General features: G+C 65.5%; 24 protein-coding genes. 15 read left to right on the top strand and 9 right to left on the bottom strand.

Annotation, left to right across the window (positions count from 1 at the left end; all coding sequences use genetic code 11):
* Position 1: 1 nt before the first annotated feature.
* The 9 genes from K6T56_08185 to rng all read left to right on the top strand — a co-directional run bounded on the left by K6T56_08185 (position 2) and on the right by rng (position 7,068).
* Entirely contained in the window at positions 2–478 is a 477-nt protein-coding gene (locus K6T56_08185) for a hypothetical protein (protein MCL6556321.1), read from the top strand.
* 2 nt (positions 479–480) lie between these two features.
* Positions 481–1,527 carry a DNA polymerase III subunit delta gene (holA, locus tag K6T56_08190; GenBank protein MCL6556322.1) on the top strand — a complete coding sequence of 349 codons (1,047 nt, stop codon included), beginning with the start codon at positions 481–483 and terminating at the stop codon, positions 1,525–1,527.
* Between the two features lie 155 nt (positions 1,528–1,682).
* The gene (locus K6T56_08195) at positions 1,683–2,939 is read left to right on the top strand and encodes a glutamate-5-semialdehyde dehydrogenase (GenBank protein ID MCL6556323.1); all 1,257 of its coding nucleotides are present in this window, start codon (positions 1,683–1,685) and stop codon (positions 2,937–2,939) included.
* The gene (gene nadD / locus K6T56_08200) at positions 2,939–3,595 is read left to right on the top strand and encodes a nicotinate-nucleotide adenylyltransferase (GenBank protein ID MCL6556324.1); all 657 of its coding nucleotides are present in this window, start codon (positions 2,939–2,941) and stop codon (positions 3,593–3,595) included. Before K6T56_08195 ends, nadD begins: the two co-directional genes overlap by 1 nt.
* Positions 3,588–3,947 (top strand): ribosome silencing factor, encoded by a 360-nt coding sequence (gene rsfS / locus K6T56_08205; protein ID MCL6556325.1) that lies wholly within the window; start codon positions 3,588–3,590, stop codon positions 3,945–3,947. Before nadD ends, rsfS begins: the two co-directional genes overlap by 8 nt.
* Positions 3,948–3,953: 6 nt before the next feature.
* Positions 3,954–4,424 carry a 23S rRNA (pseudouridine(1915)-N(3))-methyltransferase RlmH gene (gene rlmH, locus K6T56_08210; GenBank protein MCL6556326.1) on the top strand — a complete coding sequence of 157 codons (471 nt, stop codon included), beginning with the start codon at positions 3,954–3,956 and terminating at the stop codon, positions 4,422–4,424.
* A 3-nt stretch (positions 4,425–4,427) separates the two neighbouring features.
* On the top strand, positions 4,428–5,027 hold the full coding sequence (locus tag K6T56_08215; protein ID MCL6556327.1) for a DUF2238 domain-containing protein: 600 nt from the start codon (positions 4,428–4,430) through the stop codon (positions 5,025–5,027).
* Positions 5,024–5,623: a Maf family nucleotide pyrophosphatase gene (locus K6T56_08220; GenBank protein ID MCL6556328.1), complete on the top strand. Its 600-nt coding sequence runs from the start codon at positions 5,024–5,026 to the stop codon at positions 5,621–5,623. The genes K6T56_08215 and K6T56_08220 overlap by 4 nt, the downstream gene beginning before the upstream one ends.
* Positions 5,620–7,068: a ribonuclease G gene (gene rng / locus K6T56_08225; GenBank protein MCL6556329.1), complete on the top strand. Its 1,449-nt coding sequence runs from the start codon at positions 5,620–5,622 to the stop codon at positions 7,066–7,068. Before K6T56_08220 ends, rng begins: the two co-directional genes overlap by 4 nt.
* A gap of 2 nt (positions 7,069–7,070) precedes the next feature.
* On the opposite strand, the gene K6T56_08230 is transcribed toward rng, so the two are convergent.
* The 9 genes from K6T56_08230 to K6T56_08270 all read right to left on the bottom strand — a co-directional run bounded on the left by K6T56_08230 (position 7,071) and on the right by K6T56_08270 (position 15,670).
* The gene (locus tag K6T56_08230; GenBank protein ID MCL6556330.1) at positions 7,071–7,823 is read right to left on the bottom strand and encodes a hypothetical protein; all 753 of its coding nucleotides are present in this window, start codon (positions 7,821–7,823) and stop codon (positions 7,071–7,073) included.
* Entirely contained in the window at positions 7,820–8,959 is a 1,140-nt protein-coding gene (locus tag K6T56_08235; protein ID MCL6556331.1) for a deoxyguanosinetriphosphate triphosphohydrolase, read from the bottom strand. The genes K6T56_08230 and K6T56_08235 overlap by 4 nt, the downstream gene beginning before the upstream one ends.
* On the bottom strand, positions 8,943–10,031 hold the full coding sequence (gene aroB, locus K6T56_08240) for a 3-dehydroquinate synthase (GenBank protein MCL6556332.1): 1,089 nt from the start codon (positions 10,029–10,031) through the stop codon (positions 8,943–8,945). Before aroB ends, K6T56_08235 begins: the two co-directional genes overlap by 17 nt.
* Positions 10,012–10,566 (bottom strand): shikimate kinase AroK, encoded by a 555-nt coding sequence (gene aroK / locus K6T56_08245; GenBank protein MCL6556333.1) that lies wholly within the window; start codon positions 10,564–10,566, stop codon positions 10,012–10,014. Before aroK ends, aroB begins: the two co-directional genes overlap by 20 nt.
* Positions 10,567–10,750: 184 nt before the next feature.
* Positions 10,751–12,877 (bottom strand): type IV pilus secretin PilQ, encoded by a 2,127-nt coding sequence (locus tag K6T56_08250; GenBank protein MCL6556334.1) that lies wholly within the window; start codon positions 12,875–12,877, stop codon positions 10,751–10,753.
* Positions 12,878–12,919: 42 nt separating this feature from the next.
* The gene (locus K6T56_08255; GenBank protein ID MCL6556335.1) at positions 12,920–13,438 is read right to left on the bottom strand and encodes a pilus assembly protein PilP; all 519 of its coding nucleotides are present in this window, start codon (positions 13,436–13,438) and stop codon (positions 12,920–12,922) included.
* Positions 13,435–14,073, bottom strand: coding sequence for a type 4a pilus biogenesis protein PilO (locus tag K6T56_08260; GenBank protein ID MCL6556336.1), 639 nt, complete (start codon positions 14,071–14,073; stop codon positions 13,435–13,437). The genes K6T56_08255 and K6T56_08260 overlap by 4 nt, the downstream gene beginning before the upstream one ends.
* Entirely contained in the window at positions 14,070–14,672 is a 603-nt protein-coding gene (locus K6T56_08265) for a PilN domain-containing protein (GenBank protein MCL6556337.1), read from the bottom strand. The genes K6T56_08260 and K6T56_08265 overlap by 4 nt, the downstream gene beginning before the upstream one ends.
* Positions 14,669–15,670 carry a pilus assembly protein PilM gene (locus K6T56_08270; GenBank protein MCL6556338.1) on the bottom strand — a complete coding sequence of 334 codons (1,002 nt, stop codon included), beginning with the start codon at positions 15,668–15,670 and terminating at the stop codon, positions 14,669–14,671. Before K6T56_08270 ends, K6T56_08265 begins: the two co-directional genes overlap by 4 nt.
* A gap of 332 nt (positions 15,671–16,002) precedes the next feature.
* On the opposite strand from K6T56_08270, the gene K6T56_08275 reads away from it, so the two are divergent.
* The 6 genes from K6T56_08275 to prsT all read left to right on the top strand — a co-directional run.
* Complete coding sequence (locus K6T56_08275) at positions 16,003–18,312, top strand: penicillin-binding protein 1A (protein ID MCL6556339.1); 2,310 nt, start codon at positions 16,003–16,005, stop codon at positions 18,310–18,312.
* Between the two features lie 3 nt (positions 18,313–18,315).
* Positions 18,316–18,921, top strand: a complete 606-nt coding sequence (locus K6T56_08280; GenBank protein ID MCL6556340.1) for a hypothetical protein — start codon at positions 18,316–18,318, stop codon at positions 18,919–18,921.
* Positions 18,922–19,016: 95 nt separating this feature from the next.
* Entirely contained in the window at positions 19,017–20,471 is a 1,455-nt protein-coding gene (locus K6T56_08285; GenBank protein MCL6556341.1) for a TIGR03013 family PEP-CTERM/XrtA system glycosyltransferase, read from the top strand.
* A 10-nt stretch (positions 20,472–20,481) separates the two neighbouring features.
* Positions 20,482–22,581, top strand: a complete 2,100-nt coding sequence (gene prsK, locus K6T56_08290; protein ID MCL6556342.1) for a PEP-CTERM system histidine kinase PrsK — start codon at positions 20,482–20,484, stop codon at positions 22,579–22,581.
* Entirely contained in the window at positions 22,550–23,947 is a 1,398-nt protein-coding gene (gene prsR / locus K6T56_08295; protein MCL6556343.1) for a PEP-CTERM-box response regulator transcription factor, read from the top strand. Before prsK ends, prsR begins: the two co-directional genes overlap by 32 nt.
* 60 nt (positions 23,948–24,007) lie before the next feature.
* A partial coding sequence (prsT, locus tag K6T56_08300) for a PEP-CTERM system TPR-repeat protein PrsT (protein ID MCL6556344.1) occupies positions 24,008–25,661 on the top strand: 1,654 nt, incomplete at its 3' end.

The following is a 25,661-nucleotide window of genomic DNA, read 5'->3' on the forward strand; positions in this document are numbered from 1 at the left end:
GATGCGCCTGATCTGGCTTGCCCTCCTCCTCACCCTCTCCGCCTGTGGCTTCCAGTTGCGCGGCGCCCTGAGTCTGCCCTTCACCACCCTCTACATCGAGAACGCCGGCCCGGAAATGGGGGTGGAGCTCGCGCGGGCGGTGCGCACCACGCAAACACGGGTGGTGGAGGATCCGGCGCAGGCGCAGGCCGTGCTGCAGATTCTTTCCCAGCAGCGGGAAAAGCAGATTCTGAGCTTGAGTGGCGCCGGCCGCGTCAGCGAATACCGGTTGCTCTACCGCGTGAGTTTCCGTGTGCGCGACGCGGCGGGCCGGGAATTGCTGCCGCCAAGTTCCATCGAGCTCAGGCGCGAGCTCACCTTTGATGCCTCCAAGGCCCTGGCCAAGGAGGCGGAGGAGGCCCTGCTCTTCCGCGACATGCAAAGCGATGCCGTGCAGCAGATCGTCCGGCGGCTGGCGGCGATGCGGCCGGCGGGTTGACCATGCGGGTGGGGTTGGCCGACTTGGGCGCGCAGCTTGCGCGCAGGCTTGCCCCCCTCTACCTCGTCAGCGGCGATGAGGTGCTGCTCATCGAGGAGGCGGTGGCGGCCATCCGCGCCGCCGCCCGCGCCGAAGGTTACACCGAACGGGAAGTACTCACCGTGGAGGCGGGGTTCCGCTTCGGGGAACTTGCCGCCCTGGGGGGGAGCCCTTCCCTCTTCAGCAGCCGGCGACTCATCGAGTTGCGCATGCCCGGCGGCAAGCCCGGGGCGGAGGGCGCGGCGGCCCTGGAAGCCTACGCCGCCCGGCTTCCCCCCGACACCCTCACCCTCATCACCCTGCCCCGCCTCGACAAACGGGCCACCCAGGCCGCCTGGTACCAGGCCCTGGCGGCGGTGGGCTGTGTGGTGGAAATCGAACCGGTGCCGGTGAAGGCTTTGCCGGCCTGGCTCAAGGAAAGGCTTGCCCGCCAGGGGCAGAGTGCCGATGAGGAGACCCTGCTGTTCCTCGCGCAACAGGTGGAGGGCAATCTCCTCGCCGCCCATCAGGAGGTGCAGAAGCTGGGCCTGCTCCATCCGCCGGGAAGACTGACCCTCGAGCAGGTGGCGGAGGCGGTGCTGGATGTGTCCCGTTTCGATGTCTTCCAGCTTGCCGAGGCCATGCTGGCGCGGGATGTGGCGCGCCTTGTCCGCATCCTGGACGGGCTGGCGGCGGCGGGGGAGAAACCGGTGCAGATTCTGGGCGTGCTGGCCTGGGTGATCCGCGCTCTCGCCCGCGCCCGCGCCGCCCTGGACCGGGGCGCGGACATGGCCACCGCGCTGCGGGAAGGGGGGTTCTGGGGCGAGCGCCAGCAGCTTGCCCGGCGCCTGTTGCCCCATCTTTCCTTCGACGGGCTCGCCGCCGCCCTCAGGCACGCGGCGGAAGTTGATAGAATGAGCAAAGGGTTGGCCTTGGGGGATGTGTGGGACGAATTGCGGGAGCTCTGCCTGCGGGTGGCGCAGGCCCACCCCGTCTCCTTGCGCCCGGCCTTCGCCAAGCCCCATCCCTGAAGGGGAGACGGAACCACGTCCCGCCTCAAGGGGAAGGGATCAGGACGCCTCTTTATGCCAGGCGGAAAGCGGCGGGGCACAGGCGTGCGTCGCGTGGAGGAATGCGGTCATCACCCGGGCTTTTTTCCCTTGCAGGAAGGACTTGAGAGCGTGTTATGGATGTCAAAGCATACATGAGAAGGCTTGGGCAGCAGGCGCGGGCCGCTTCCCGCGCCATGGCCCGTGCCGAGACCCGCGCCAAGAACCAGGCGCTCCTTGCCATGGCGGAGGCCATCGAACGGGATGCGGAGCATCTCCTTGCCGCCAATGCGCGCGATATGGAGGCGGCGCGCGCGGCGGGTCTCGATGCCGCCCTCCTTGACCGTCTGCAGCTCACCGGCAAGACGGTGGCGGCCATGGCGGAGGGTCTGCGCCAGATCGCTGCCCTGCCTGATCCCGTGGGCAGCATCACCGATCTCAACTATCGCCCCTCCGGCATCCAGGTGGGCCGCATGCGCGTGCCCCTGGGGGTGATCGGCATCATCTACGAGGCCCGCCCCAACGTCACCGCGGATGCCGCCGGCCTGTGTCTGAAGAGCGGCAATGCCGCCATCCTGCGTGGCGGCTCGGAGGCGATTCACTCCAATCAGGCCATCGCCGCCTGCGTGCGGGAGGGGCTTGCCGCCGCCGGCCTGCCGGAGACTGCCGTGCAGGTGGTGGAAACCCCGGACCGCGCCGCCGTCGGGGAACTCATTACCATGAAGGAATACGTGGACGTCATCGTTCCCCGCGGCGGCAAGGGTCTCATCGAACGCGTCACCAACGAGGCGCGCATTCCCGTCATCAAGCATCTACACGGGGTCTGCCATGTGTACGTGGATGATGCAGCCGATCTCGACAAAGCCGTACGCATCGCCGACAACGCCAAGACCAGCCGCTACGGCACCTGCAACACCATGGAGACCCTGCTGGTGGCGGAAGGCGTGGCGCGGGAATTTCTGCCGCGCATCGCCCACATCTACCGGGAGAAGGGCGTGGAGATGCGGGGCTGCGGGCAGGCGCGTGCCATCGTGCCCGACATGAAGCCCGCAAGCGAAGAGGACTGGAGCACGGAATACCTCGCGCCCATCATTTCCATCCGCGTGGTGCGGGACCTCGATGCCGCCATCGAGCACATCCACACCTATGGCTCCCAACACACGGATGCCATCGTCACCGAGGACTACACCCGCGCGCGGCGCTTCCTGCGGGAAGTGGATTCCAGTTCGGTGATGGTCAACGCCTCCACCCGTTTCGCCGATGGCTTCGAATACGGGCTCGGTGCGGAAATCGGCATCTCCACCGACAAAATCCACGCCCGCGGCCCGGTGGGGCTGGAAGGGCTCACCTGCCAGAAGTTCGTGGTCCTGGGCGATGGTCAGGTGAGGACCTGATGGCCACAGGGGCGGCTGCCCTGGGGGTACTGGGCGGAACCTTCGATCCCATCCATTACGGGCATCTGCGCTTGGCGCTGGAGGTGGCGCAGCAGGTGGGGCTGACCGAGGTGCGCTTCATCCCTGCGGGCCGTCCCTGGCACCGCAGCGCACCCCGCGCCGCGGCGAGCCACCGTCTGGCAATGGTGCGGCTCGCCGTGAGCGACAATCCCCTGTTCCGGGTGGATGAGCGGGAAGTGGTGGCCGACAGTCCCGGCTATACCGTGGAGACGCTCACCGCCCTGCGCCGCGAGCTGGGCTTCGAGCGCCCCGTTTGCCTGTTGTTGGGGGCGGATGCCTTCCAGGGGCTTCACACCTGGCATCGCTGGCAGGAACTCTTCGGCCTTGCCCACGTGGTGGTGGCGCAGCGTCCGGGCTGCTCGTCGGTGGGGGCGGCGCTTGCGCCGGATCTTGCTGCGCAATTTTCGGCGCGGCAGATCACCGACCCGGCGGTCCTGCTTAGGGAGCCCGCCGGCCGCATCCATGTGCAGACCATCACCGCCCTCGACATTTCCGCAAGCCGCATTCGCGCCGATCTCGCCGCGGGGCGCGATCCCCGTTATCTGTTGCCGGACAGCGTGCTGGCTTACATTGGACGACACCGACTCTATGACTGAACCCAACGCCGACACCCTGCGCCAGGTGGCCGTCGCCGCCCTGGAGGACATCAAGGCTAAAGACATCGTCGTCATGGATGTGAGAAAGCTCACCTCCCTGGCCGATTTCATGGTGGTGGCCAGCGGCGAGTCCGCCCGGCAAACCAAGGCGCTGGCGCGCAACGTGGTGGAGAAGACGAAGGCTGCCGGCGGGCGGGTCCTGGGTGTGGAAGGCGAAGAGGTTGGCGAGTGGATTCTGGTGGACCTCGGCAGCGTCATCGTGCACATCATGCACCCCGCGGTGCGTGCCTACTACAATCTGGAGGAGCTGTGGGGTGAGTCCGTCAACCGGATACGCGGCCACGCCCCTTGAGGACGCATGCGGCTTGTCATTGTTGCCGTCGGCACCCGCCACCCGCAGTGGGTGGAGGAGGGCTTTGCCGAATATGCGCGGCGTATGCCCCGGGAAGTGCGGCTCGAACTCATCGAAATCCGCGCGGAAAAACGGGAGGACAGCCGCACGCCAGAGCAGGTGCGGCAGGCGGAAGCCTCCCGCATCCTCGCCGCCCTGCCCCGGGGCGCGCTGCGCGTGGTGTTGGATGAGCGGGGCAGCAGTCTCACCAGCATGGCGCTGGCGCAACGAATGAGGGCATGGCTTGCCGGCGGGCGCGATGTGGCGTTCATCATCGGCGGTGCCGATGGATTGGCGGCGAGCCTGCGGGAGCAGGCGGATTTCGTCTGGTCCCTTTCACCCCTCACCCTGCCCCATGGCCTGGTGCGCGTGCTCCTCGCGGAACAACTCTACCGGGCCCTCAGCATTTGCCAGGGACATCCCTACCATCGGGCTTAAGCCATGGGTGCGCTGTGGGTGACGGCTTATCTGGCGGTGCTCCTGTGGTCGGCCCACGCGCCCAAGGATGCCTTCACCTGGTTCCTGGAGGCCCTGCCGGCGCTTGTGGCGCTGCCCCTGCTTGCGGCCACACGGCGGCGTTTCCCCCTGACGCCGCTGGCCTATGTCCTGATCTGGCTGCATGCCAGCATCCTGCTCGTGGGCGCCCATTACACCTATGCCGAGGTGCCCCTGTTCGACACGCTGCGGGAAGTCTTTCACTGGCAGCGCAACAACTATGACAAAGTGGGCCATTTCGCCCAGGGCTTCGTGCCCGCCATCCTGGCGCGCGAGATCCTCCTGCGCCTTAAGGTACTCTGCCGCCGCGGCTGGCTTGCTTTTGTGGTGATCTCCTTCTGCCTTGCCCTGAGCGCCAGCTACGAGCTCATCGAATGGGCGGTGGCGGTCGCCTCCGGGGAGGCGGCGGTGGCTTTTCTCGCCACCCAGGGGGACCCCTGGGATACCCAGTCCGACATGGCCTGGGCACTCATCGGCGCGGCAAGCGCCCTCCTTCTCATCTCCCGGCTGCACGACCGGCAGCTGGCGGAACTTGCCAGGCGATGAACACACCCTTGACCCCCGTGCTCTATCTCGCTTCCCGTTCGCCGCGGCGGCGCGCCCTCCTCAAACAGCTGGGCCTTGCCCACCGGGTGCTGGTGGCGGACGTGGATGAAACGCCACAACCCGAAGAGACGCCGGAAGCCCATGTGCGGCGGCTTGCGCGCCTGAAAGCCACCTTGGGGGAGCAGCAGGTGCGGCAGCGGGGCCTGCCGGGGCTGCCGGTGCTGGGCGCCGACACCGTGGTGGTGCACCAGGGCCGCATCCTCGGCAAACCCCGCGATCCCGCGGAAGCCGCGGCGATGCTGGCGCTCTTGTCGGGACGGCAGCATCGGGTGCTCACTGCAGTGGCGGTGGCGTTTGAGGGTAAACTGCAGGTTGCGGTCTCAGCCACCTGCGTGGTGTTCCGGCGACTTTCGGCGGCGGAAATCGAGGCCTATGTGAAAACCGGTGAGCCCATGGACAAGGCGGGGGCGTACGCCATCCAGGGGCTTGCCGCCGTTTTCGTGCGGCGCATCGAGGGAAGCTACAGCGGGGTGATGGGCCTGCCCCTCTTTGAGACGGCCCGGCTTTTGCGCAAATTCGGCATCGTGATTCCATGAACGAGGAAATCCTCATCAACGTCACGCCCCAGGAGACCCGGGTGGCGGTCATGCAGCAGGGCGTGGTGCAGGAATTGCATATCGAGCGTGCCTTGAGCCGTGGCCTGGTGGGGAACATCTACCAGGGTCGCGTGGCACGGGTGCTGCCGGGCATGCAGTCGGCCTTCGTGGACATTGGCCTTGAGCGGGCGGCTTTCCTGCATGTGGCCGACATCTGGCATGAGACGCCGCGGGAGGGGCGCGCCATCGAAAAAATCCTGCATGAAGGGCAGACGCTGCTGGTGCAGGTGATCAAGGACCCCATCGGCACCAAAGGGGCGCGGCTGTCCACCCAGGTGAGCATTGCCGGCCGGCTCCTCGTCTATCTGCCGCAGGAAAGCCACATTGGCATTTCCCAGCGCATCGAGGATGAGCAGGAGCGGGAGCTTCTGCGGGGAAAGCTGCAGCAACTGCTGCCGCCGGATTTGCGCGGCGGCTTCATCGTGCGCACCAGTGCGGAGACCGCCACCGATGCCGAGCTGGTCGCCGACCTCGAGTATCTGCGCCGCATATGGGAGAACATCGAGGAAAAGGCGCGCACCGCCGCGCCGCAAACCCTGCTCTATCAGGAGCTCGACCTGCCGCTTCGGGTGCTGCGGGATTTCGTCCATGATGAGACGGCACGCATCCTGGTGGATTCGCGGGAGACCTTCAACCGCATGCAAAACTTTGCCGCCGCCTATGTGGCCAATGTCCTGCCCCGCATCGAGCATTACCAGGGCGAGCGGCCGCTGTTCGATCTCTACCAGGTGGAGGCGGAGATCGAAAAGGCCCTGTCCAGAAAGGTGGAGCTCAAGTCCGGCGGTTATCTCATCATCGACCAGACGGAAGCGCTCACCACCATCGATGTCAACACGGGGGCCTTCGTCGGCGGGCGCAGCTTCGACGACACCATCTTCAAGACCAACCTGGAAGCGGCCCATGCCATCGCCCGTCAACTGCGCCTGCGCAATCTGGGCGGCATCATCATCATCGATTTCATCGACATGGACAATGCGGACCACAAGGCGGCGGTGCTGGAGGAATTCCGCAAGGCCCTGGCGCGCGACCGTACCCGCATGACGGTGAACGGTTTCACCGCCCTGGGTCTGGTGGAGATGACCCGCAAGCGTACGCGGGAAAGCCTCGCCCATGTGTTGTGCGAACCCTGTCCCGTCTGCCAGGGGCGGGGCGAGTTGAAGACGGCGCAGACCGTCTGCTACGAAATCCTGCGGGAGCTGCTGCGCGAGGCGCGGCAGTACAACGCGCGGGAGTTCCGCATCCTCGCCTCCCAGGCGGTGATCGATCTTTTCCTCGACGAGGAATCGCAAAGCTTGGCCCAACTTGCCGACTTCATCGGCAAGCCCATTTCCCTCCAGGTGGAGAACCAGTACACCCAGGAGCAGTACGACATCGTCCTCATGTGAGGCTAGCGCGGCGTAAGTTCCCGCTCGAGCCGCAGGGCAAGCGCCTCATCTTCACCCTGCTCTACCGCGGGCGCCGGGGGTGGGGCGGGGGCGCGGTGGACGATGGGCGCAGGCGGGCTCTCCGCGGGGGGCACGGTGACGGGTTCGCCCCGCAGCCAATAATAGATGAGCCCGCCACCCCCCAGCACGAGGAGAGTCACCGTCGGCCAGAAGGGATTGGCGAAAAAGCCGCGGCGGCTCAATGCGAGCTGATGGGTGACACGCTGGCGCAGGGCGGCAAGCCGGCGGGCGGCAAGCCGGCGCAAAAGCCGCGGCGTGCCGGCGAGAACGATGCCCACCGGATAGTTGCTGATCTGGCGAATGGCTTCCAGCGTGGCATCCTCGTAGGCGTCGGCCGCTTCGCACAGCAGCACGAAGCGCCCCTTGGGTGCGGGTAGCAGCAGGCGCTCACCCACCCGCGCCGCCACGGGCAGGGCGCCCTTCGCCGGCAGATGGAGCTGGGCGGCGAGCGATGCGTAAAAGGCCTCGGGATCGAGGGGCGACTTGATGCGCAGCAGGGTGGAGCGTTTGCTGATGCCGTGGCAGAGATCCGCCAGGAAACCGCTCATGCGCCCATCCCACTTGCCCGTGACCACCACGATCTGCCGGTCCTGGGCGAGCAGGGCGGCCAGTCCGTCGGCGATACTGGGGGGGATGTCCTGCTCGAAGGCATGGGTGGAAAGCAGCGCCTTGAGTTCGGTGGTGGCGAGATTCACAGGGCCTCCACGGAGAAGAGGCGGTGATATTCCTTGATCGCGTAACGGTCGGTCATGCCGGCGATGTAATCGGCAATGGTGCGCGCCTTGTCGGCACGCGCCTTGCGCTGATACTCGGGGGGCAAAAGCCGCGGATCCTCCATGAAGGCCTCGAAAAGGGACCGGATGATGCGGCGCGCCTTGCTACTCATGCGGTTGACGCGATAGTGCTGGTAGAGATGGGTGCGCAGGAACTGTTTGAGTTCCTGCTGCTCGGCGCGGATGCGTGGCGAGAAACCGATCAGGGGCGGCAGGGCACGCACGGCCTCGATGGAATCGGGGCGCGCCTCGGCGATGTTGCGGCTGCTGTTTTCCACCAGATCGAGGATCAGGGTGTTGATCATGCGGCGCACCGTCTCGTGGATGACGCGCCGGCCGGCCAGTGAAGGATAGAGGCGTTTCACCTCGTCGAGATGGCGGGCGAAGACCGTGACTTCCGCAAGCTGTTCCAGGGTGATGAGACCGGATCGCAGCCCGTCGTCCACATCGTGGTTGTTGTAGGCGATTTCATCGGCAAGGTTCGCCACCTGGGCTTCCAGCGAAGGCTGGCGGTTGTTGAGGAAACGCTCCCCCAATTCCCCCAGCTCCCGCGCCTTGGCCGGCGAGCAGTGTTTGAGGATGCCTTCCCGCGTCTCGAAGGTGAGATTGAGGCCGTCGAATTCCGCGTAGCGTTCTTCCAGCACGTCCACCACCCGCAGCGACTGCAGGTTGTGCTCGAAGCCGCCAAAATCCCGCATGCAGGCGTTGAGGGCATCCTGGCCGGTATGGCCGAAGGGCGTATGCCCCAGGTCATGGGCGAGGGCAATGGCCTCCACCAGGTCCTCGTCCAGGCGCAGGCTGCGGGCGATGGCCCGGCCGATCTGGGCCACCTCCAGGCTGTGGGTGAGGCGGGTGCGGAAGAGATCCCCCTCGTGGTTGACGAAGACCTGGGTTTTGTATTCCAGGCGGCGGAAGGCGGTGGAATGGATGATGCGGTCCCGGTCCCGCTGGAACTCGGTGCGGCCCACCGGGGGCGGCTCACGATGGCGCCGGCCGCGGCTTTTTTCCGGATGCGCGGCGTAGGGCGCCCTGTGCTCGCGGTCAGACGGCAGCGACATGCGTGGTCAGGGTTTGCCGCAACAGCGCCTCGGGCACATCCGCGGTCACCACGGCCTCGCCCAGCCGGCGCAGGAGAACGAAACGGATGCGCCCGCCTTCGACTTTCTTGTCCAGCCCCATGAGGTCGAGGTAACGGTCGAAGCCCAGATCGGGCGCCTGGTCCGGCAGCCGGGCCCGTCGCACCAAGCCCCGCACCCTTTCCACGTCGCTTTCCGCAAGCCAGCCAAGGCGCATGGACAAATCCGCCGCCAGCACCATGCCCGCCGCCACCGCCTCGCCATGGAGCCAGACACCGAAACCGAGGCCCGCCTCGATGGCATGGCCAAAGGTGTGGCCGAGGTTGAGGATGGCCCTAAGTCCCCCTTCCCGCTCGTCCGCGGCGACCACTTCCGCCTTGTTGCGACAAGAGCGCAGGATGGCGAAGGTGAGTGCCTCGGCATCGCGGGCAAGGAGCCGCTCCATGTTAGCCTCCAGCCAGGCGAAAAACTCCCCGTCGCGGATCAACCCGTATTTGATGACCTCGGCGAGTCCGGCGGAGAGCTCCCGGTCGGGGAGGGTGGAAAGGGTGTCGGTGTCGGCGAGCACCAGCCGCGGCTGATAAAAGGCACCGATCATGTTTTTGCCCAGGGGATGGTTGATGCCGGTCTTGCCACCCACCGAGGAATCCACCTGGGCAAGCAGCGTCGTCGGCACCTGGATGAAGGGCACGCCGCGCAAATAAGTGGCCGCGGCAAAGCCCGTGAGATCACCGATGACGCCGCCCCCCAGGGCGATCAGCGTGCTTTTGCGCTCCATGCGGGCACCCAGCAGCGCATCGTAGATGCGGCCCAGGGTTTCCATGTTTTTGTATTGCTCTCCATCCGGCAGCACGATGGGGAGCACCTCCACCCCCGCCCCCGTGAGGGTGTCGCGCAGGGTGTCAAGCCAGAGAGGACCGACGGTGGTGTTGGTCACCACCGCCACACGGGGCAGCGCAAGATGGGGCAGGATCAGGCTCGCCTCGCGTAAAAGGCGGCTACCCACGTGGATGGGATAGCTGCGCTCGCCAAGTTCAACGGTGAGGGTTTGCATGGCTGGCCTTGCCGGCTGACGCGGTGAAGGCGGCGAGCCGGTCTTCGATTTCCCGCACCACCTGGTGCACGCTTTGGCGACCGGAGGTGACGATGATGTCGGCAATCTCCCGGTAGAGGGGGTCCCGCTGCCGGTGGAGTTCCTCGAGCTTCAGACGGGGGTCATGGGTTTGCAGCAGTGGTCGATTCCGGTCGTGGCGGGTGCGCTGCACCAGATCGTCCACACTGGCATCGAGATAGACGACGATGCCATGGCGGGCGAGGGCGGCCCGGTTTTCCGGACGCAGCACTGCCCCGCCCCCGGTGGCAAGGACGATGTTGTCGCGGGTGACCAGTTCGGCCAGAAGCTTCGCCTCCCTGTCGCGAAAGCCCGCCTCCCCCTCCAGTTCGAAAATCAGCGGAATGCTCACACCGGTGCGGGCTTCCAGTTCGTGATCGGCATCGATGAAGGTTTTGTGGAGGCGGCGGGCGAGAAGACGACCCACCGTCGTCTTGCCGGCACCCATCAGGCCCACGAGAAACACATTCCCCGTCATTTTTCCACCGGTTTGAAACATGACGGGCATTCTAGCGGAAATCGGGCGGCAGGGCTCAGGGGTCAGGGATCAGGATTCAGGAATCAGAAAAGGGGGCGACGCGCTCGCCCCTGCCTTTTCGGTGGAGCCGGGAGGCGGCTTAAAGCGGTAGCCGGGGAAGCCGGCGGCCACACCGGCTTCCGCTTCAGCGCAGATTCAGGCTTTCCTTGAGGATGCGGGGGGTGACGAAGATGAGCAGCTCGGTCTTGTTGTCCTGTTTGCTGGTGTTGCGGAAGAGATGCCCCAGTACTGGAATGTCGCCGAAGAAGGGCACCTTGGACACCCGTTCCGATTCGTCTTGGGTGTAGATGCCCCCGATGGCCACGGTGCCCCCGTTTTCCACCAGCACCTGGGTGCTAATCTGTTTGGTGTCGATGGGCGGCACGCCGGCCACGATGCGGTCGAAATTGGGAGAGTCCTTGTTGACCTTGATGTCCATGATCACGTTGTCATCGGGCGTGATCTGGGGTTTCACCTTGAGCGACAGGACGGCCTTCTTGAACTGCACCGCTGTCGCACCGCTGCTGGTGGCCTGCTGGTAGGCGATTTCCGTACCCTGTTCGATGGTGGCCTCCACCTGGTCGGCGGTGACCACACGGGGATTGGAAATGATCTTGCCGCGGCCGTCGGACTGCAGCGCGGTGAGCTCCAGGTTGAGGAAGCGCGCCACCCCGGAACGGAAGAGGGTGATAGCGATACTGCCCGGATTGAAGCCCGCCACCTTGGGGGCAGCGAGGTTCACGTTGAGGAACTGGGGTACCGTGGGGGCATCGGTGATCTGACCCGTATGGTAGCCGGTGTCCTCGAAGCTCCCGCCCGGGGTCAGCCGCGTTTTGCCACCGCTGGAGACGGGCCAGCCCTGACCCGTCTGATCATGGATACCCAGCCGTGCCCCCAGGTTCTTCACGAAACTGTCCTGGGCCTCGACGATGCGCGACTCGATCATGACCTGTTTCACCGGCACGTCCACCTGTTCGATGAGGCGGCGGATTTCCTCCATCTTGGTGGGCGTGTCCTGGATGAAGAGGGTGTTGGTGCGCGGGTCGATCACCGCGCTGCCCCGTTTGGACAGGATGCGCTGCTTTTCGTCGGTGAGCACCTTGACGAAATTCTCCGCCCGCTGGAAGCGCAGGTGGAAGGTTTCGGTGTGCAGCGGCTCCAGATCGAGGATCTGCTGTTTGGCCTCCAGCTCCAGCTTCTCCTTGGTGGCGAGCTCATCGGCAGGGGCGATCCAGATCACGTTGCCATTCTTGCGCATGGCGAGCCCCCGGCTTTGCAGGATGATGTCCAGGGCTTGATCCCAGGGCACATCCTTGAGTCGCAGGGTGAGGTTGCCGGTGACGGTATCGCTGGTGATGATGTTGAGGCCGGTGAAATCGGCGATGACCTGCAAAACGGCGCGCACTTCCACGTTCTGGAAGTTGAGGGAGAGCTTCTCCCCGGTGTAGCGCTTGCCCCGCACCAGGCGCGCCGGATCCTCCTGGACCGGTTTGATGTCGACGATGAATTGGCGGTCAGTCTGGTAGGCGGAATGCTCCCATTCCCCCTTGGGTTCGACGACGATGCGCGCCGTGCTGCCCTGCTGGAAAGTATCCACGGTGAGCACCGGGGTGCCGAAGTCCGTGACATCCATGCGCCGCTCCAGGTTCTTCGGCACCGTGGTGTTGAGGAGGTCGATGACGAGGTTCTTGCCCTGTTGGCGGATGTCGATGCCCACGTTGGCATCGGAAAGATCAATGACCACCCGGCCTTCGCCATTGCGGCCGCGGCGGAAGTCCACGTCGCGCACGCTGTGGGGGCTGCCGCCGCGGTCCTCGGCAAAATGGGTGGTGCGCGCCGCCACGGTGGCGGAGGGGCCCACCCCCTGCAGGGCGATGACCAGGGTCTTGCCCTCGATGGTGGTGTCATAGGGCGTGTTGCGGGAAAGATTCAGCACCAGCCGCGTCTTTTTGCCGGACTGCACGACGTTCACGCTGCGCAGCGCGCCCTCGCCCACGTTGATGGTGCTTTTGCCCAGGGCATTGGCGGTGTCCGGAAAATCCAGGGCGACCCGGGGCGGGTTGTTCAGAGTGAAGCCCGCCGGCGGGTTGGCGAGGGGCTCCTTGAAGTTCACCTTGAGGAGCAGTCTGCCCCCCTGCAACACGGTGTAGTCGATGCCGGTGATGCTGTTGGCCGTGGCTTCATCGGCCTCCTGTGCGGCGGCCGGAAAGACCAGCAGGCAAAGGCAGAGAGCCGCGATATGCTTGAGGGAGAGGAGAATCCGTTTGCTCATGGTGCACACCTCATGGGGTCTCGTTCCGGGGTTTGTTGCGGGCTATTTCTTCGCCGGCGCCGTCTCTTCGCTGAGGGTGAGGGAGGCGGCGCGCTCGATCCAGTCGCCTGCGCTGTCCTGGACGATTTCGGTGAGTTTCACCTCGTTCTCGGTAACCTGGGTGATGATGCCGAAGTTCTGTCCCATGTGGTTACCGGGCTTGACGCGGTAGAGGCTGTTGTCCGGCGTTTTGATGATGGCGTAGGTGGTCTTGCCCTGGCTTAAGGTGCCCACCATCTTCAGGCTTTCCAGGGGGTAGTTTTCCAGGGCTTCCTTGGGCCGGTTGAAATCCGGTGTGAGACCGCCGCCCCCCTTGGGCGGCTCCAGTTTGCGCGGCTTGAAAGGATCGGGCAGGTCGGTGGCCTCGTAGGTGAAAGGCTCGAAGGGCTTCACCTCGGGCAGGGGAGGCACCTTGCCGCGCAAATCCTTGCCGGCGTTTTTCACGAACTCCCGCGGATCGTCTGCGGACCCGCCGCAGGCGGCGAGGAACAACAGGGGAAGGAAGGCGATGAGGCGCTTCATTTCCGACCCCCCTTTTGCTTGGCTTCCCGCGCCGCCTTGCGCTGCGCGGCGAGCTCTTCCTCGTCCAGGTAACGGTAGGTGACCGCAGTGGCCTCCATGATCAGCTTGCCGTCCTTGGCCGGATAGATGTTGATGTCGCGCAGATTGACGATGCGCGGCAGTTGGGCAATGTCACTGGCAAAGCGTCCGAGATCGTGATAGTCCCCGCTCACCTTGATGGCGATGGGCAGCTCCGCGATTTCACCCTTGATGGTTTCCTGCCCTGGCTTGAAGAGTTCGAACTCCAGGCCGCGCCCCAGGCCTGCTTGGTTGATGTCGGTGATCAGGGCATCCATTTCGGACTTGTTGGGCAACTGCCGCACCAGTGCGCCGAAGGCCTGCTCGATTTCCGCGAGCTGCTGGCGGTAGAGGTCGAGGTTGACCGCCTGTTTTTTCTTCTCCAGGAACTCGTTGCGCAGTTTCTGTTCCTCCTGGCGTGCCCGGTCCAATTGGTCGAACTGGTCGCGCCAGACGAGGAAATAGCCCGCCGTCACGATGAGGGCGAAGAGGATCACCATGGCGGCGATCTTGAAGGGGGCCGGCCAGATGCCGATTTCCCGCAGATTCAGCTTGTTGAGATCGTCGATCAGGCTCATGACCGCTTATCCTTGACTGGGGCAGCCGGGGCTTGCGCAGCCTGGGCTTTCGCTTCCGCCGGCACGGACAGAGTGACGTCGAGGGAGAACTCGTTGGCGCGCACGTTGTTGACGGTGACCGCCTTGATTTCCACGAGCTGCGGGTTCTCCAGCCAAGGCGAGGCATCCAGGTTGCGCATGAGGGTGGACACGCGGGCATTGGACTGGGTGTAGCCCTGGATGTTGATCTTGTTGCCGGTCTGCTTGATGGCTTTCAGATACATGCCCGGCGGCAGCTGGCGCACGAGCTGGTCGAGAAGCCGCACGGCAGTGGTGCGTCCGGCCTGCAGTTCCTCCACCACTCTCTTGCGGTCGAGGAGAAGCTGGGTTTTTTCCTTGAGGTTCTTGATTTCCTGGATGTCCTTGTCCAGCTTGGCGATCTCGGATTTGAGATAACGGTTGTTTTCCTCCTGGTGTTCGATCATGCCACCGATGACCAGAGAGCCGGCGAACACGGTGAGCGCGCCCAGGATGGCCACGCCCACGGCGACGACAATCATTTCCCGCTGGCGGGCCCTGCGTTTTGCTTCCCGGTGGGGGAGGAGGTTGATGCGGATCATGTATCGAACCTCCGCATGGCGAGCCCGGCGGCGACGAGCAGGGCGGGGGCATCCTGGGTGAGCTGGCGCGGCTTGATGCGGGAGGACAGCGCCATGTTGGCGAAGGGGTTGGCGATCATGGTGCTCACCTGGGTGCGCGTGGCGACAATTTCATCCAGGCCTGGCAGCATGGCGCAGCCGCCGCCAAGCAGGATATGATCCACGTGGCTGAACTGGCTGGAGGAGAAGAAAAACTGCAGCGCGCGCGCCACTTCCAGCGCCAGGGTGTCCATGAAGGGCTGCAGCACTTCGGTTTCGTAGTTTTCCGGCAGGCCGCCCTGGCGTTTCGCCATTTCCGCCTCTTCCGCGGAAAGGCTGTAACGGCGCTGGATTTCTTGGGTGAGCTGGTTGCCGCCGAAGGTCTGCTCCCGCAGATAGATGGGCTGGTTGTCGTGCACCACGTTGATGTGCATCATGGCGGCGCCGATGTCCACGATGGCCACCGTCTGCCCGCGTCCGCCGTTGGGGAGCTGCGGCGCGATGAGCTCATAGGCGGTGAGGGTGGCATAGGAATCCACGTCCATGACCACGGCCTTGAGTTCGGCACTTTCCGCCGCGGCCACGCGATCCTCGACTTTTTCCTTGCGCGCGGCGGCGATGAGGACCTCTACCTCCTCGGGACCACTGGGCGCGGGGCCGAGCACCTGGAAATCCAGATTCACTTCATCGAGGGCAAAGGGGATGTACTGATTGGCCTCCGCCTCGACCTGGACTTCCAGTTCCTCCTCCCGCAGGCCGGCGGGAAGGATGATCTTCTTCGTGATCACCGCGCCGGCAGGCAGGGCGAGGGCCACGTTCCTGATGCGGCTGCCCAGTTTCTTCCAGGCGCGGCGGATGGTGTCCGCCACCGCATCGAGGTTCATGATGTTGCCATCCACCACCGCATCCTTGGGCAGGCTCTCGATGGCGTAACGCTCGACGCGAAAGGCGTGCTTGCCCGCTTCCTCGATTTCCACCATCTTCACTGCCGAGGAGCTGATGTCCACGCCAATCAGCGGGGGCGACTTGGCCGGAAGGAGGTTCGATAGCAAAGCAAAATCCCTTTCTTGTGGGGCTGGTTACGGAAATTTATAATAGTTTTGGTTTAAATCCTAGCAACAAGCATTTAGCATGTAAAGCAAATTTTTTGGCTCTCATCCCATTTGGATAACGGCCGGATTTTCGCCGACTTGAGGGGTGTTTCCCCACCTGAAGAAAATTTCATCCGGCCCCGCCACGGGCGCCCCACCCGTGCCTCCTCTGGGAACGTGTAGAATACGTCGGCCTCCCTTAAGCCCTGCCCAAACCTTTCATGTCTTCCCGCTGGTGGTCCTTCCCCCTTTTGCTGGTCGCCGCTTTCGTCGTGCTGGCCGGCCTGCTCGTCGTGCTCGCAGCGGTGCTCGTCTATCCGACGCTGCCGGAGCTGACCGTGCTCACCGACTATCGACCGAAGATTCCCCTGCGCGTCTATACCCGTGATGGCGCCCTCATCGGCGAATTCGGCGAGGAGCGGCGCACCGTGGTGAAAATCGGCGAAGTGCCGAAAACCATGATCCATGCCATCCTGGCGGCGGAAGACGAACGTTTCTACACCCATGGGGGGGTGGACTACATGGGCGTGGTGCGGGCGGCGGTGGCCAATGTGCTCAATCGGGGCGTGCGCGAGGGGGCGAGCACCATTACCATGCAGGTGGCGCGCAACTTCTTCCTCACCCCGGAAAAGACCCTGCGCCGCAAATTCAACGAGGCCCTGATGGCCTTCAAGATCGAGCGCAACCTGAGCAAGGACCAGATCCTGGAGCTCTACATCAACCAGATTTATCTCGGCCAACGGGCCTACGGCTTCAGTGCCGCGGCGCAAACCTATTTCGGCAAACCCCTCAACAAACTCAGCGTGGCGGAGATGGCCATGCTCGCCGGCCTGCCCAAGGCGCCCTCCCGCTACAACCCGGTGGCCAACCCGGCCCGTGCCAGCCTGCGGCAGCGGTATGTGCTGCGGCGCATGCGCGAGCTCAACTTCATCGACGAGGCCACCTATCGCGCGGCGCTGGCGGAGAAGCTCTCCATCCGCCACGAGCCCGCGGTGTACGAAGTGAAGGCGGATTTTGTCGCCGAAATGGCGCGGCAGATGATGTACGAACGCTATCAGGAGGCCGCCTACAGCAATGGCTTCCGGGTGGTGACGACGCTCAACCGGGCCGATCAGGAGGCCGCCAACCAGGCGGTGCGCGAGGGGCTTTTGGCTTACGACCGCCGCCACGGCTACCGCGGGCCGGAGGGGCGGCTGACGCTCCCCGAGCGCACCGGCGAGGGCGATGAGGAACTGGAGGATCTGCTGCAGGAGGTGGAGGAAAGTAATGGCCTCCTGCCGGCGCTGGTGCTTGCCGTGAAGCCGCGGGCGGTGGAGGTGTTCATCAAGGGCCAGGGCAGGGCGGAGCTCGCCGGCGAGGCCCTCGCCTTCGCGCAGAAGTCCCTGGGGGAAAAAGCCAGCAAACCCATCGTGCGTGGTTCCCTGGTGCGGGTGGGCAGGGACGCCAAGGGACGTTGGCAGATTCTGCAGCTTCCCCAGGCGGAGGCGGCGCTGGTTTCCCTGGTGCCGCAGGATGGGGCCATCCGGGCGCTGGTCGGCGGCTTCGATTTCTTTCGTAACAAGTTCAACCACGCCATCCAGGCCTGGCGCCAGCCCGGCTCCAGCTTCAAGCCCTTCATCTATTCGGCGGCGCTGGAAAAAGGGTTCACCCCGGCCACGATCATCAACGACGCTCCCATCTCCATCGATCCCGCCTTGACCGGCGGCAGGCTGTGGGAGCCCAAGAATTTCGATGGCACCTATGGCGGGCCCACGCGCATGCGGGAGGCGCTGGTCAAATCCAAGAACCTGGTTTCCATCCGCATCCTGCAGGCCATCGGCACGCGTTATGCGCAGGATTACATCACCCGCTTCGGGTTCAATGCGGAACAGCATCCGCCCTATCTCACCATGGCGCTGGGGGCTGGCTCGGTGACCCCATTCCAGATGGCCACCGCCTATGCCGTCTTCGCCAACGGCGGCTATCGCATCAAGCCCTATTTCGTCGAGCGGGTGCTGGACAACCGGGGGACGGTACTCGCCCAGGCCAACCCCGTGCGCGCCGGCGAGAACGCGGAACAGGTGATTGATCCCCGCAATGCCTTCATCATGACCTCCATGATGCAGGACGTGGTGCGCCGGGGCACCGCCGCCCGCGCCATGCAATTGGGGCGCAATGATCTCGCCGGCAAGACCGGCACCACCAACGATCAGGTGGATGCCTGGTTCTGCGGTTACAACCATGGCCTGGTGGCGGTGAGCTGGATCGGCTTCGACCAGCCGCGCAGCCTTGGCGGCAGCGAGACCGGCGCCCAGGCGGCACTGCCCATGTGGATGAGCTACATGGGCAAGGTGTTGAAGGGCGTGCCGGAGGTCCCATGGACACCACCCGAGGGCGTGGTCAGCGTCCGCATCGACCCTGCCACCGGCCGGCGGGTCAGCGAGGGCGGGATTCCCGAATGGTTCTACCAGGAGAACCTGCCGCCGGAAGCCGGCGGCTGGGGTGAGGCGGGCGACGGCAGCACTGAAGCCGTCAAGGACCAGATTTTCTGAACCATGGCCCGTCAGCATCCCCCCTCCCGGCAGCAGATGCGCATCCGCATCGCCCAGGCCGCCGCCCGCCTCATGGCCGAGGACGGCATCCAGGATTTTGCGCTGGCCAAACGCAAGGCGGCGCGCCAACTGGGCGCCGAACAGATGCACAACCTGCCCACCAACGCCGAGATCGAGGCTGAGCTGCGCACCCACCAATCCCTCTACCAGGGCGAGGAGCAGGTGGAACGGCTGCGCGTGCTGCGTCGCCAGGCCTGCGTGGTGATGCGGCTTTTGGGCCGCTTCAATCCTTACCTCACGGGGTCGGTGCTGGCCGGCACCGCGGCCCGCCATTCGGACATCAATCTGCTGCTTTTCACCGACAGCGACAAGGACGTGGAGCTCTTCCTGCTCAATCACCACATCGCCTATGAGCGGGGCGAGAAGCGCTTCCGCTTCGGCGACAGCCACCGCGTCGTGCCCGTCTTTCACCTCCAGCACGGCGGGCCTGCCGACGTCGAGGTGGCGGTGTTTCCCACCGATGCCATCCGCGAAAGCCCGCGCAGCCCGGTGGACGGCCGTGCCCTGCCGCGGGCGCGCCTTGCCGAGGTCGAGGCCATGTTGGCCTGAAGCCCGGCAAAAACCCGACATTTCAGTCGGTCTGTGGTCAACCCCAGCCGGCATCCCGCCGGCGGCGGCCGGAGTCGGGCACGGCCGCCGCCGTCATGCGCTTGGCATGGAAACTGCTTAAACTGGGCGGGGCCGGCACCGTCGGTCCCGACTCCTGTGAGGCGAAACGTCCCTTGATCCGCATCTTCAGTCATTACCTGTCCAAGGGCCTGCTACTCCTGCTGCTGGCGGAGGTGGCCATCGTCGTCGCCGCGCTGCCGCTTGCTGCATGGCTTCTGGGGCGGCCGCTGCCCGATCCCCTGGGGGTGGCGCACCTGGGCTTCATCCTCTGCCTGTTCAGTCTGCTTGCCCTCTTTGGGCTCTATCGTCGGGATTTCGAGGAAGGGCTGGGCAGCATGGTGATCCGGGTGATCATCGCCAGCGGTCTGGCCTTTGCCCTGCTTTGGCTCGCGGGTTGGCTGGTGCCCCGCCTGGTGCAGCCGACGAGCCTCCTCGCCGGGGCCACGGCGCTGGCGGCGGGGGCGGTGATTCTTCTGCGCTTCGCCTTTTTCCGCTGGATGGATGTGGAAGCCCTGAAGAGCCGTGTGCTGGTGCTGGGCACGGGCACCCGGGCGGCCAGGGTGATGAGCCTGGTGCGCAACCCCGACAGCCGGCGACGGCTGCATATCGTGGGGTTTCTGCCCTTGAGCGGGACCCATCATTTCGTCGATCACAGCCTGGTGCTGCCGGATCAGGGGCCCCTTACGGAGATCGTCGAGCGCTACCAGATCGATGAAATCGTCATCGCCGTGCGGGAGCGGCGCGGTGGCGGCCTGCCGGTGCACGAGCTGCTCGACTGCAAGCTCAAGGGTATCCGTGTCATCGAGCTCTCCACTTTCTTCGAAAGGGAGCGGGGCCAGGTGCAGCTCGATTCCCTCAATGCGAGCTGGATGGTGCTGTCGGAGGGCTTCCGTCAGGGCCTGTTGCGGGATGTGGTCAAACGCACCTTCGACCTCACCGTGAGTGCGACGATTCTCACCATCACGCTGCCGGTGATGTTGCTGACGGCGCTCGCCATCGTCCTCGAAAGCGGCTTTCCCGTACTCTACCGTCAGGAAAGGGTGGGCCAGGGCGGCAGGGTGTTCACCATCTACAAGTTCCGCAGCATGACCCAGAACGCCGAGGCCGACGGGCAGCCCCGCTGGGCGCAAGCCGGGGATGCGCGGGTGACCCGGGTCGGCCGCTTCATCCGCAAGACGCGCATCGATGAACTGCCCCAGCTCATCAATGTGTTCAAAGGCGAGATGAGCTTCGTCGGGCCGCGCCCCGAGCGGCCCTTCTTCGTCAACCAGCTTCTCGAGCAGATTCCCTATTACGGCGTGCGGCACAGCATCAAGCCGGGCATCAGCGGGTGGGCGCAGGTGCGCTATCCCTACGGCGCGTCCCTTGAGGATGCCATCGAAAAGCTGCAATATGACCTGTTCTACGTGAAGAACCACAGCTTTTTCCTCGACCTCATGATCCTGTTCGAAACCGTCCTCGTCGTCCTCTTCGGCAAGGGTGCGCGGTAAGGGGACGGTCATGCACATCGCGGGCATAAGCTACGGCGCGGCGGCGCTGGCCTTTGGCCTCTTCGGCGTGCTCCTCCTGGCGAACTGGCGAGGACGGCCCCAAGGGGGAATCCTCGCCGCGGCGGCGGCTGCCACCGCCCTGTGGGCGGGTGCGCTGGCCTATGCCCTCATCCGGGGGCTGTCCTGGGCGTGGCCGGTAGTGGCCCTCGAGTCCCTGCGCAATGGGTTGTGGCTCACCTTCCTTTACCGGTTGCTGCGGGCCCGCGCCGAGGCAGCGGGGGAGACGCTGCCGTTGCTCTCGCGACTCCTCTACGGGGGGCTGGCGGCACTTTTTTTGATCGCCGTGACGGCGGTCGTCTTCGCTCTGCTGCCGCGGCAGGCAATCCCCCTCTGGGCGGGCAAGGTGAGCTGGGGCGCGCTCCTTATTTCGGTGCTGGCGGGCATGACCCTCATCGAACAGCTCTACCGCAATGCCGACGAGAACCAGCGCTGGGCGATCAAATATTTCTGTCTGGGGCTGGGAGCGGTGTTTGCCTACGACTTCTACCTCTACGCCGAAGGCTTGCTCTTCGGCCGCCTGGAGGAGGGGGTGTGGAGCGCGCGGGGCATTGCCAATGCCCTGGTGGTGCCACTTTTGGCGGTATCGGCGGCGCGCAATCCTCAGTGGTCGGTGCAGGTGCACGTCTCCCGACGCATGGTGTTTCACACCACCACCCTGATCCTGGCGAGCGCTTATCTCCTCCTCATGTCTGCGGCGGGTTATTACCTGCGCTATTTCGGCGGCTCCTGGGGGACGGTACTGCAGGCGGCGTTCTTCTTCGGCGCCCTGCTGCTGCTTGCCGTGGTGGTCTTTTCCGGCGCCATGCGCGCCCGCCTCAAGGTCTTCCTGAGCAAGCACTTCTTCAGCTACAAATACGACTACCGGGAGGAGTGGCTGCGCTTCACCCGCACCCTATCCACCGGCCAGCCCACCGCCGTGCGGGAGCGGGCGCTGATGGCGGTGGCGGAACTGGTGGACAGCCCCGGAGCGGCCCTGTGGCTTGCCCAGGAGGACGGCAGCTTTGCCCCCACGGCCCACTGGAATCTTCCCCTGGAGGCGGAGCCCCTTTCCGCCGGCGCCCCTTTGGTCCGTTTCCTCCAGGACCGGCAATGGGTCATCAACCTGGAGGAATTTGCCCAGTCTCCGGATCTCTACGGCGATCTCGTGCTGCCCCCTTGGCTGGAGGGCCGCCGGGAGGCGTGGCTGGTGGTGCCCCTTTTCGTGCACGAGAATCTGATCGGGTTCATGGTGCTCGCCCGACCCCGCAGCCGGCGGGGTTTCAACTGGGAGGATTCGGACCTCCTGAAGACCGCCGGGCGCCAGGCCGCTGCCCACCTGGCCCAGGCGGGTGCCCTGGAAGCCCTCGCCCAAGCGCGCCAGTTTGAATCCTTCAACCGGTTTTCCGCTTTCGTCGTCCATGATCTGAAAAACGTCGTCGCCCAGCTTTCCCTGATGTTGAAAAATGCCGAAAGGCACAAGCACAATCCCGATTTTCAAGAGGACATGCTGGCCACCGTGAGCCATGCGGTGCAGAAAATGTCGCGCCTGTTGTCCCAACTGCGCGCCGGCTACCAGATGGCCGAAGGGGCCAGCCTCGTCAACCTGCGGGAAGTGCTGGCGCAGGTGGTGGCGGACAAGGCCGCCTTCCGTCCCACCCCCCGTTTCGTGAGCCGCGTGGAGGAGGCCTGGGTGCTGGCGGAACGGGAGCGGCTTGCCCGCGTCCTGGGCCATCTGGTGCAAAATGCCATCGAGGCGACCCCGGAGACCGGCGAAGTGGAGGTGTCGCTGGAGGTCAACGGGGGGCAGGCCGTGGTGCGCGTGCGGGATACCGGCCGCGGCATGGACGAAACTTTTCTCCGCACCCAGCTTTTCCGCCCCTTTGTCAGCACCAAGGCGGCAGGCATGGGGATTGGCGCCTACGAGTGCCGGGAATACGTGCGGGCGCTCAAGGGCGATATCCGCGCGGAAAGCAAACCGGGACAGGGCAGTGCCTTCACCGTCACCCTGCCCCTCACGGTGCGGGAAAATCAGAAGGAGGATGGAAGCCTCCAGGGAGCCGGCAGTGGCTGAGAACGGTGCGGCAAAACCCGTGTTGCTCGTCGTCGAGGACGATCCCGGGCTGCAACGGCAGCTCAAGTGGAGCTTCGAGGACCTCGAGGTGGTGGTCGCCGGCGACCGCGCTGAGGCGCTGGCCGCCCTGCGTCGCCACGAGCCGCAGGTGGTCACGCTGGATCTGGGGCTGCCGCCGGACCCCAATGGGGCCTCCGAGGGCCTGGCCACCCTCAAGGAAATGCTGACCCTGGCGCCGGCAACGAAAATCATCGTCGTCTCCGGCAACCAGGACCGCGCCAACGCGGTGAAGGCCGTGGGCATGGGCGCTTATGACTTCTACCAGAAGCCCTTCGAGCTGGACGTGCTGCAGCTCATCATCAAACGGGCCTTCCACGTCGCCCAGCTGGAGGCGGAAAACCGCCGCCTGCAGCGGTTTGCCCCGCCCTCGGCCCTAGCGGGCATCCTCACCGCCAGTGAACCCATGCTCAAGGTATGCCGCACCATCGAAAAGGTGGCGCCGGTGGATGCGACGGTGCTGCTTCTGGGGGAATCGGGTACCGGCAAGGAACTTTTGGCCCGGGGCGTGCATGAGCTGTCGCCGCGGGCGGGCAAGCGTTTCGTTGCCATCAACTGCGCCGCGATTCCGGAAAACCTCCTGGAGAGCGAACTCTTCGGCTACGAGAAAGGGGCCTTCACCGGTGCCACCCGCCAGACCCGCGGCAAGATCGAATACGCCGATGGCGGCACCCTCTTCCTCGACGAAGTGGGCGATCTGCCCTTGAGCCTGCAGGCAAAACTTTTGCGCTTCCTGCAGGAGCGGGTGGTGGAGCGGCTGGGGGGGCGCGAGGAAATCCCGGTGGATGTGCGCGTGGTTTGTGCCACGCACCAGGATTTAGAGCGCCTCATCGCGGAAGGCCGCTTCCGGGAGGACCTCTTCTACCGCATCAGCGAAGTGACGGTGCACATTCCGCCGTTGCGGGAGCGTCCGGGGGATGCGGCCCTGCTTGCCCAGGCCTTCGTCGAGCGTTTCGCCGAGCAGTTCAAGAAGCCGGTCAAGGGTTTGACGCCGGAGGCGGTGGCCGCCATCGAAGCGCATCCCTGGCCGGGCAACGTGCGCGAGCTGGAAAACTGCATCAAGCGCGCGGTGATCATGAGCGAGGCGAATCGCATCGACGCCGCCGACCTGGGGCTGCCCGGCACGGCGCAGGCCCAGGAGCCCCTCAACCTGCGTCAGGTGCGGGAGGAGGCGGAGCGCCAGGCCGTGCTGCGGGCCCTGGCGCGGGTCAATGGCAACATTGCCCGGGCGGCGGAACTGCTGGGGGTGTCCCGCCCCACCCTGTATGATCTGTTGCACCGCTACGGACTCGAGGACAAAACCCAATAAAGCCCGGCACCGCCCGGGCAGGCGCAGACCAGCCATGATCCACGAACCGAGGAGAACACCATGCTGGAACCGAGCCGGAGGCTGTGCCGAATCGGCTGCGCCCTGTGCGTTGCCCTCCTGATTACAGGCTGCTCCGGGGAAAAACCGGAAGTTCTCTACGCCAAAGCGCAAAAACACGTCGCGGCGGGGGAGAGCAAGGCCGCCGTCATCGAGCTCAAGAACGTGCTGCAACAGACCCCCGATCACCGGGATGCGCGCCTGTTGCTGGGCCGCCTGTATGTGGAGGCGGGCGACGGGGCCGGCGCCGAAAAGGAACTCCGGCGGGCCTTGCAACTGGGCGCAAGCCACGACGAGGTGCTGCCCCTCCTGGGACGCGCCCTGCTCCTGCAGCGGGAATACCGCAAGGTGCTGGAGGAAATCCCCGCCCAGCCCGCCGGCCCCCAGGCGGCCCTGCTTTACGCGTTGCGGGGCGAGGCCCATGCGGGCTTGAAGGCCCTGGATGAGGCGCGCAAGGCCTTCGAACAGGCCCGTGCCTTGGCGCCGGGCCTGCCGGAAGCCAACCGGGGGCTGGCCGCCATGCTGCTGGCCGAGGGCCGACAGGACGAAGCGCTCCAGCTTGCCGACGAGTCGGTGGCGAAGACGGGGAAGGAGGCCGATCCCTGGATGCTCAAGGGTGATCTCCTGCGCGCCCAGGGCAAGGCAAAAGAAGCCGCGGCCGCCTATGGGGAAGCCCTCAAGCGCAACCCCCGCCATCTGGGGGCGCATCTATCCCTTGCTCTCATCCACATGGGGGACAAGGATTTCGCCTCCGCCCAGCGGCACATCGATGCCGCCCGGGGGCTGGAGCCCAAGGCCCCGGCCGTGCGGCTCACCCAGGCGCAATCCTGGTTCCTCCAGGGCAAATACGGTGAAGCGCGGGACGAGCTGCAGGAGGTGCTCAAGGTGGCGCCCAACAACGGCTCCGCCATCCTGCTGATGGGCGTCACCCAGCTCGCTCTCAACAACCTGAGCCAGGCGGAAAGCTATCTTTCCGCCTTCGTCGAGGCCATTCCCGATCACGCCTATGCGCGGCGCATGCTCGCCGCCACCCATCTGCGCAAGCGCCAGCCCGACAAGGCCCTGGAGGTGCTCAAGCCCCTCCTCGCCGCGGCGCAGCCCGACCCACTCGTGCTGGCCCTGGCGGGGGAAGCGCACATGCAGCGCCGGGAATACGCCCGCGCCGGTGAATACCTGGAAAAGGCGGCCCAGGCGCGGCCGGAGCATCCCGGCGTGCGCACCGCCCTGGCTTTGAGCCGCCTCGCCCGGGGCCAGACCGAGGCCGGCGTGGCGGAGCTCGAGGCCGCGGCCCGTCTCGAGCAAAGTCCCCTGCAGACCGACCTCCTCCTCATCGCCACGCACCTGAGGCAGAAGCATTTCGATGCGGCGCTCGCCGCCGCCGAGGCCCTCGCCCGCAAAGAGCCTCGTCTGCCCCTCGCCCCCCATCTGCGCGGGGTGGCGCTAATGGGCAAAAAGGACGTGGCGGCCGCGCGCCAGGCCTTCGAGCAGGCCCTCGCCCTCGACCCGGCCTTCCATCCCGCGGCGGCGAGTCTGGCGCGGCTGGACCTGGCGGCGGGCAATCCCCAGGCGGCACGCCGACGCTTCGAGTCGGTGCTCGCCGCCAACCCGAGGAGCGTGGACGCCATGCTGGGGCTTGCCGCCCTGGAGCAGGTCGCGC

The sequence above is a fragment of the Burkholderiales bacterium genome (genome assembly GCA_023511995.1).
GTDB lineage: Bacteria > Pseudomonadota > Gammaproteobacteria > Burkholderiales > Thiobacteraceae > Thiobacter.

Excerpts from the sequence above, each read along its gene's own strand:
- K6T56_08185 (MCL6556321.1), top strand. The coding sequence starts at position 2 with ATGCGCCTGATCTGGCTTGCCCTCCTCCTCACCCTCTCCGCCTGTGGC.
- holA (MCL6556322.1), top strand. The coding sequence starts at position 481 with ATGCGGGTGGGGTTGGCCGACTTGGGCGCGCAGCTTGCGCGCAGGCTT.
- K6T56_08195 (MCL6556323.1), top strand. The coding sequence starts at position 1,683 with ATGGATGTCAAAGCATACATGAGAAGGCTTGGGCAGCAGGCGCGGGCC.
- nadD (MCL6556324.1), top strand. The coding sequence starts at position 2,939 with ATGGCCACAGGGGCGGCTGCCCTGGGGGTACTGGGCGGAACCTTCGAT.
- rsfS (MCL6556325.1), top strand. The coding sequence starts at position 3,588 with ATGACTGAACCCAACGCCGACACCCTGCGCCAGGTGGCCGTCGCCGCC.
- rlmH (MCL6556326.1), top strand. The coding sequence starts at position 3,954 with ATGCGGCTTGTCATTGTTGCCGTCGGCACCCGCCACCCGCAGTGGGTG.
- K6T56_08215 (MCL6556327.1), top strand. The coding sequence starts at position 4,428 with ATGGGTGCGCTGTGGGTGACGGCTTATCTGGCGGTGCTCCTGTGGTCG.
- K6T56_08220 (MCL6556328.1), top strand. The coding sequence starts at position 5,024 with ATGAACACACCCTTGACCCCCGTGCTCTATCTCGCTTCCCGTTCGCCG.
- rng (MCL6556329.1), top strand. The coding sequence starts at position 5,620 with ATGAACGAGGAAATCCTCATCAACGTCACGCCCCAGGAGACCCGGGTG.
- K6T56_08235 (MCL6556331.1), bottom strand. The coding sequence starts at position 8,959 with ATGTCGCTGCCGTCTGACCGCGAGCACAGGGCGCCCTACGCCGCGCAT.
- aroB (MCL6556332.1), bottom strand. The coding sequence starts at position 10,031 with ATGCAAACCCTCACCGTTGAACTTGGCGAGCGCAGCTATCCCATCCAC.
- aroK (MCL6556333.1), bottom strand. The coding sequence starts at position 10,566 with ATGACGGGGAATGTGTTTCTCGTGGGCCTGATGGGTGCCGGCAAGACG.
- K6T56_08250 (MCL6556334.1), bottom strand. The coding sequence starts at position 12,877 with ATGAGCAAACGGATTCTCCTCTCCCTCAAGCATATCGCGGCTCTCTGC.
- K6T56_08255 (MCL6556335.1), bottom strand. The coding sequence starts at position 13,438 with ATGAAGCGCCTCATCGCCTTCCTTCCCCTGTTGTTCCTCGCCGCCTGC.
- K6T56_08260 (MCL6556336.1), bottom strand. The coding sequence starts at position 14,073 with ATGAGCCTGATCGACGATCTCAACAAGCTGAATCTGCGGGAAATCGGC.
- K6T56_08265 (MCL6556337.1), bottom strand. The coding sequence starts at position 14,672 with ATGATCCGCATCAACCTCCTCCCCCACCGGGAAGCAAAACGCAGGGCC.
- K6T56_08270 (MCL6556338.1), bottom strand. The coding sequence starts at position 15,670 with ATGGTGGAAATCGAGGAAGCGGGCAAGCACGCCTTTCGCGTCGAGCGT.
- K6T56_08275 (MCL6556339.1), top strand. The coding sequence starts at position 16,003 with ATGTCTTCCCGCTGGTGGTCCTTCCCCCTTTTGCTGGTCGCCGCTTTC.
- K6T56_08280 (MCL6556340.1), top strand. The coding sequence starts at position 18,316 with ATGGCCCGTCAGCATCCCCCCTCCCGGCAGCAGATGCGCATCCGCATC.
- K6T56_08285 (MCL6556341.1), top strand. The coding sequence starts at position 19,017 with ATGCGCTTGGCATGGAAACTGCTTAAACTGGGCGGGGCCGGCACCGTC.
- prsK (MCL6556342.1), top strand. The coding sequence starts at position 20,482 with ATGCACATCGCGGGCATAAGCTACGGCGCGGCGGCGCTGGCCTTTGGC.
- prsR (MCL6556343.1), top strand. The coding sequence starts at position 22,550 with ATGGAAGCCTCCAGGGAGCCGGCAGTGGCTGAGAACGGTGCGGCAAAA.